Genomic DNA, 5776 nt, shown 5'->3' on the forward strand with positions numbered 1-5776 from the left:
AAAAGCTTTGCGGGATACCGCCTCTGTTACCTTAACGGGTAATAGTGCTATCGTCGCATTGTCAGGCAATAGCCGGAAAAATGTCGCGTAAATGTATCAGCATCATTGGGGATAGGCAATGCGTAAAGTTCTATTTGTGATTGTAGCGGGGGTTTTATCACTCTGGCTAGGGGGTTGTGCTTCGGAGCCACCGGAGGAGGAAATTACATTGACTCCAACTCCCACAGAAGAAACAACCCCAGTTGACCCATCGGAAGAGGAAACTACAGCAGAAACACCATTTGAAGATCCTCTAGTTACTGAAACTCCTCCGCCAGAAGCAGGTTTGATTCAGTCTACCAAATCAGAGGAACGATTGAGACAGCTTCTGCCCGGCAGAAATGGAGTACCTGCTGCACCGGCAACTATTCCGATTCCTGGTCAACAACTTGACCCCTTTGGACCGGTTCCACCGGTTATTGCAGATAGACCCCCAGACGTGCAAGCAGACAGTGAATCGATCGCCTTACCCACTAGACAAGTGCCGGACCTACCCAGTCTTCCGGTGGCTATGCAACCACCCCAATGGAGAACTCCTGTTGCTGTTACTACGGTACCAGGACAACCAGGAGCCCCCACCGCACAGCCAGGGGTAGCTAACGGACAGCCAGGGGTAGCCAACGGACGACCCGGAACCCCCACCGCACAGCCAGGGGTAGCCAACGGACGACCCGGAACCCCCACCGGACAGCCAGGAGTAGCCAACGGACGACCCGGAACTCCCACCGGACAGCCAGGAGTAGCCAACGGACGACCCGGACTGGCTGAACCAGTAGCAGAATTACCAGATCTAGCTGTAGCTGGAGTGCCAGATCTGCCTCAACTCCCCCTCACTTCCAGACCACCCGCATGGGTTGACCCTAATGCTCCTCCACCCGTCGCCCCAGCCGCGCCGCCACCACCCCCTTCGACTGATTTAGCTCGTGGAATAGAGGTAACCGGAGTGCTGAGAACGGGAGATGATACGAGAATTATTCTTAAGGCTCCTAATGAACCCACGAGTCGTTATGTGAGTGTTGGTCAGCGCATAGCAGGGGGAGAAGTTCTAATCAAGCGGGTGAAGTTGAGCGGAGACGGCGTTCCGATTGTCATCTTTGAGCAGAACGGCATTGAAGTTGCTAGAATGGTAGGTGAGGTTAGCGGACCCTTTGGGGATGAGGCTAACACGATTGTAATGCCACAAACTATCAACAATTTTGTTCGTAATCAGTCCTAACTAATTGGGGGTTTTAGGCGACTACTCTGCCTGGCTTGGATCTATATCCCCGGTGGTTGAGGTCAGTCGTTGATCTAAAACTCCCTTGGGTTTGATAACCCAGAAATTATCAATGTCATGGGTTGAGTATTATGTTGAATTTAGTTGAAAAATTTGGCTTTGTTACCCTAGGACGGTTCACGCAGTCTCTGGTCAGCAGAATGGCGCTTGGTGGCTCTGTGGCTTTGTTAGTTGCACTGCCAGCTAATGCCCAAACAGAAGGCGGTCGCCCCCCCATCTGTGAAGGACAACTACCTACTGGTCAGGTGACGTGCAACTACGAAGGGGGAGATAATTTTACGGGTAGTTTTGTCAACGGTCGCCCAGAAGGACGCGGTATCTTTGTCTATGCTAACCGCGATCGCTTTGAGGGAGAATTTCGCAATGGTCTCCCTAATGGTCAAGGTGTGTTTATCTTTGCTGATGATTCCCGTGTAGTGGGAGTGTTTAGAGATGGCCAGATTACCAACGGAACGGTGATTTTTGCCAATGGCGATCGCTATATTGGTGAGTTTCAACTGGTCACGGAAGTGGGTAGCGGTAACACCAGCAGCCAACCCCACGGTAGCGGACAGTTTGTTTATAGCAATGGCGATCGCTTTGAGGGAAGATTTTTTGCCGGGGGACCCTTTGGACAGGGAACCTTAACCCGCACAGATGGGACTACCTGCCAAGGAGAATTTTTTAATCAGGCCCTCGACGGAAGCGGGAATTGTACCTTCCCTAACGGTTTTCGCTATGAAGGGGAACTGCGCGGCGGTATCCCCCACGGCCAAGGTGTTCTCATTAACACCGCCGGACAACGTTTCCCCGGTACTTTCCGCGATGGTAGACGGCAAGAGTGAACGGTCGAAGTCACCACAAATCAGCAGTTTTGGGGAAATCTCCCTCACGGAAGCCCCAGTCCTGTGGGTAGGTTAGCAATAAAACTTAAAAAAGTGAAGTGAATAAGATGGCTGATCCAGTAGTAGGCTGAAGATTAACGCATTTTAGACATAGAGGAAAATAAACCAATGGTTCAACGTGGTTCTAAAGTTCGCATTCTTCGTAAAGAGTCCTATTGGTTCCAAGAAGTGGGAACAGTTGTTTCCGTGGATAAAAGCGGGATTCGCTATCCTGTGATTGTTCGTTTTGATAAGGTCAACTACAACGCCTACTGCGGTGTTGATGGCGGCGTTAACACTAACAACTTTGCTGAAGCTGAGTTGGTGGAAGTAGAAGCACCAGCTAAAGCAGCTAAGAAGTAAACTAGGCTCTCGGCTAATCCCCCTGGCGGCAGTGCCATAGAGTGCCTGCCGCCTGTTAATGTTTTAATCGCAGTCACTTTATATCTGCTTGTTTTGCTGTGCCAGAGTTACCTGAAGTTGAAACCGTTAGAAAGGGTCTAAATCAGATGACCCTCAATCAGCCTATAGTGGGTGCGGATGTCCTGTTAGATAGTGCGATCGCTCACCCCACTGCTGTGGAATTTATCGCCCAACTTACCAACACTACCATCAACCATTGGTATAGGCGGGGAAAATATCTGTTAGCGCAACTACAAGCGCCATCACAGCCATCAAATCCTATTTTCACATCAAAAGACCCAATCGAGACTAAGACAAGCGACGGGGGCTGGCTGGGTGTGCATTTGCGGATGACCGGACAACTTTTGTGGCTGACTTCTGATCAACCTTTACATAAACATACCAGGGTGAGATTGTTTTTGCAGGGGGAACGAGAATTGAGATTTGTTGACCAGCGGACTTTTGGTAAAATCTGGTGGGTTCCCCCTGGTATGGCGGTGATGGATGTGATTTCTGGTTTACGGGAATTGGGACCAGAACCCCTTAGCGATGAATTTTCCCCTGAGTATTTAGCCAACAAACTGCGACTCCGCCAAAGACCGATTAAAACGGCTTTACTAGACCAAGCTATATTGGCTGGTTTGGGTAATATTTACGCGGACGAGGCATTATTTTTAGCGGGAATTCAACCCACAACTCCTAGCCGTCGTCTCAGTGAAGACCAAGTTAATCGCCTGTGTACCCACATTGTCGAGGTTTTGCAAGAGGCGATCGCTTCCGGTGGCACAACTATTCGTAATTTCCTCAACGTCCAAGGCGTTAACGGGAACTACGGTAGCCACGCCTGGGTTTATCAACGCGGCGGGAAACCTTGTCGAGTTTGTCAAACCCCCATCGCTAAAATTAAACTATCGGGACGCGGCACCCATTTCTGCCCTAGGTGTCAACCTTCACTCGATTCTGATCTCTCCTGATCTCGATTGTTAAGATAGATGTTCATAAAGCTACGTCTACCATCAGTAACGGTAAAATATAATTTGCAGTGCTCAGTTAGGGAAGCCAGAATCAGTAGAGGCAATGAATGCCTTGTCTGTTATGATTCGCCCACGATCGCAGAATCCTTGACATCAAATTAACTCACAAGCCCTTAAAATTTGGGATAGATTCATTTATCATTTGCTATCCTACTCGCTATGACTATTAAACGCGGAGATTTTGTTCACGCCGTTCGGGAAAAATTAGAAAATAGCCTAGAAGTGACCGCCAGCGACTCCCGCTTACCTCCCTATTTGTTTGAAACTAAAGGGGAAGTCATGGAAACCAAGGGAGATTATGCCTTTGTCAAATTTGGTCGAGTCCCTACACCAGCTATATGGTTGCGGATTGATCAATTGGAACCCGCTAAATAGCCATGTGCGACTCGAGGCGCGATCGGACTACGCAGTTAACCCTAATATCCGTACATAACTAGGCTAGGGTACTAACACCCGCAGGGTAGGGTATGATTCCCATAATCCTACGGGTGGTGGGGTGGCTTCAAATTAGGGCTACCCCTGCTTAACCCGCCATGACTTCCCATATTGCAGAGACACCGTTAATAAAAATATAATTGGTATATGCAGATGGCTTCTAGTATGTTTTTTCCTCCTTCATGTCACCCTACCCAGGTTTCCATAATTGGGGCAGGTAAAGTAGGTGGTACTCTAGCCCAGCGCATAGCAGAGAGTAATGTCGCCCATGTCGTATTACTTGATGTGGTGGAGGGTTTACCCCAAGGGGTCGCCCTGGACTTGATGCAAGCTGGATCAGTGGAAGGTCACGATCGCAAAATTCTCGGAACTAATGATTATGCAGATACTGCCGGATCAGATATTGTCGTAATTACAGCCGGTCGCCCTAGGACTCCGGGCATGAATCGTAATGATTTAATCGAAACTAATGCCCCTATTGTCGCTCGTGCTGTTACTAATGTGATCGCCAGTTCCCCTAATGCAGTCATTATCATAGTTACCAATCCTTTGGATGTAATGACTTATATAGCTTGGCAGGTCAGCCAAATCGAACCTTTTAGGATTATGGGAATGGCAGGAGTGTTAGACTCAGCCCGCTTCCAAGCGTTTATCGCCACAGAATTAAACGTTTCCGTTGTCGATGTTAATGCAACCGTTATGGGAAGTCATGGCGATTTAATGGTTCCCCTTCCCCGTTATTCTACAGTTAATGGCATTCCCATTACAGAGTTAATGGATGCTGAAACCATTAATCGTCTCATTGCTCGCACTCGTAATGGGGGGGCGGAAATAGTCGGACTTCTGAAAACTGGCGGCGCTTATTATGCTCCCGCTTCCTCCGTGCGGACTATGGTAGAATCTATTTTACTCAACCGTCGTCGTCTATTGCCAACTTCTGCCTATCTCAAGGGAGAATATGGCATGAAGGATATTTTCCTAGGGGTTCCCTGTTGGTTGGGATGTCGAGGCGTAGAGGGCGTTCTGGAATTAAACCTCACAGACAATGAACGCGAAGCACTCAACAGTTGCGCTCAATCGGTTCGCGAAGGTATTGAAAAAGCCGATGCGGTTTTAGCGGCCACTGCTGCTGTTTAGCCGCCGGGGGCGGGTCTTAGTAGTGCCATGACGTACCCGCCCCGACAAAACCCCTCCCCTTCCTTAACTCTTGCGGACCACAGACAGTTTCACCAAAGCCCTTGACAGTCTGGGATTTATCATCTATCATTATTTGTATACACGGGGCATTACTGGTTTCGACAGGACGATCAAACCGACCTTGTGATTCAGGCCGAGAGTGAGCCTCCTCTCGAAAATCAAAGGTTCAAAAAAAATGTAAGTGCGAACAACGTCGTACCTTTCGCTCGCGTTAAAGCCGCTGTTGCTTAATAACGAATACCTCCTATAGGTTCGAGCACTCACGGTTTGACTCCGTTAAGGACTGTGGGTTAAACCCCAACGGATGCTTCGGTTAAGCGTTCTCTGGTAGCTTAACTGAAAAAGACTCTACTAGAGAATCCTACCGTCAGGGATAAGTGACGGTTCCCGCCCTAAGGATTAGAGGGGCTATGTCTGTGAACGAGCAGGGCGTAAATAGTCGTTTTGGACATGGGTTCGATTCCCATATGCTCCATTTTCAGTAAACCCTAGTCTAGTAGCTATCGCGCGACATTACTCGATACGATAGC

6 protein-coding genes, 1 other RNA gene and 1 pseudogene are annotated in these 5776 nt (G+C 48.9%); all 8 read left to right on the forward strand.

Annotation, left to right across the window (positions count from 1 at the left end; all coding sequences use genetic code 11):
* Positions 1–91: pseudogene (locus tag ACTIE0_RS22165) on the forward strand (RNA-guided endonuclease TnpB family protein); the annotation flags it as partial.
* 27 nt (positions 92–118) lie between these two features.
* Positions 119–1255, forward strand: a complete 1137-nt coding sequence (locus ACTIE0_RS22170; RefSeq protein WP_315646953.1) for a hypothetical protein — start codon at positions 119–121, stop codon at positions 1253–1255.
* Between the two features lie 131 nt (positions 1256–1386).
* Positions 1387–2139: an MORN repeat-containing protein gene (locus ACTIE0_RS22175; protein ID WP_006669957.1), complete on the forward strand. Its 753-nt coding sequence runs from the start codon at positions 1387–1389 to the stop codon at positions 2137–2139.
* Positions 2140–2307: 168 nt separating this feature from the next.
* The gene (locus ACTIE0_RS22180) at positions 2308–2541 is read left to right on the forward strand and encodes a photosystem I reaction center subunit IV (RefSeq protein ID WP_006625536.1); all 234 of its coding nucleotides are present in this window, start codon (positions 2308–2310) and stop codon (positions 2539–2541) included.
* 98 nt (positions 2542–2639) lie between these two features.
* Positions 2640–3554 (forward strand): DNA-formamidopyrimidine glycosylase, encoded by a 915-nt coding sequence (locus ACTIE0_RS22185; RefSeq protein ID WP_006625537.1) that lies wholly within the window; start codon positions 2640–2642, stop codon positions 3552–3554.
* Between the two features lie 219 nt (positions 3555–3773).
* Positions 3774–3989: an NAD(P)H-quinone oxidoreductase subunit O gene (gene ndhO, locus ACTIE0_RS22190; RefSeq protein WP_006625538.1), complete on the forward strand. Its 216-nt coding sequence runs from the start codon at positions 3774–3776 to the stop codon at positions 3987–3989.
* Positions 3990–4202: 213 nt separating this feature from the next.
* A complete protein-coding gene (gene mdh, locus ACTIE0_RS22195; RefSeq protein WP_006625539.1) occupies positions 4203–5186 on the forward strand; it encodes a malate dehydrogenase in 984 nt (327 codons plus the stop codon).
* A 143-nt stretch (positions 5187–5329) separates the two neighbouring features.
* Positions 5330–5724: a transfer-messenger RNA gene (ssrA, locus tag ACTIE0_RS22200) on the forward strand.
* The last annotated feature ends 52 nt before the right edge of the window (positions 5725–5776 follow it).

Origin of the sequence: Limnospira sp., from assembly GCF_051859755.1 — a bacterium.
Lineage (GTDB): Bacteria > Cyanobacteriota > Cyanobacteriia > Cyanobacteriales > Microcoleaceae > Limnospira > Limnospira fusiformis.

Excerpts from the sequence above, each read along its gene's own strand:
- ndhO (WP_006625538.1), top strand. The coding sequence starts at position 3,774 with ATGACTATTAAACGCGGAGATTTTGTTCACGCCGTTCGGGAAAAATTA.
- ACTIE0_RS22175 (WP_006669957.1), top strand. The coding sequence starts at position 1,387 with ATGTTGAATTTAGTTGAAAAATTTGGCTTTGTTACCCTAGGACGGTTC.
- ACTIE0_RS22170 (WP_315646953.1), top strand. The coding sequence starts at position 119 with ATGCGTAAAGTTCTATTTGTGATTGTAGCGGGGGTTTTATCACTCTGG.
- mdh (WP_006625539.1), top strand. The coding sequence starts at position 4,203 with ATGGCTTCTAGTATGTTTTTTCCTCCTTCATGTCACCCTACCCAGGTT.
- ACTIE0_RS22180 (WP_006625536.1), top strand. The coding sequence starts at position 2,308 with ATGGTTCAACGTGGTTCTAAAGTTCGCATTCTTCGTAAAGAGTCCTAT.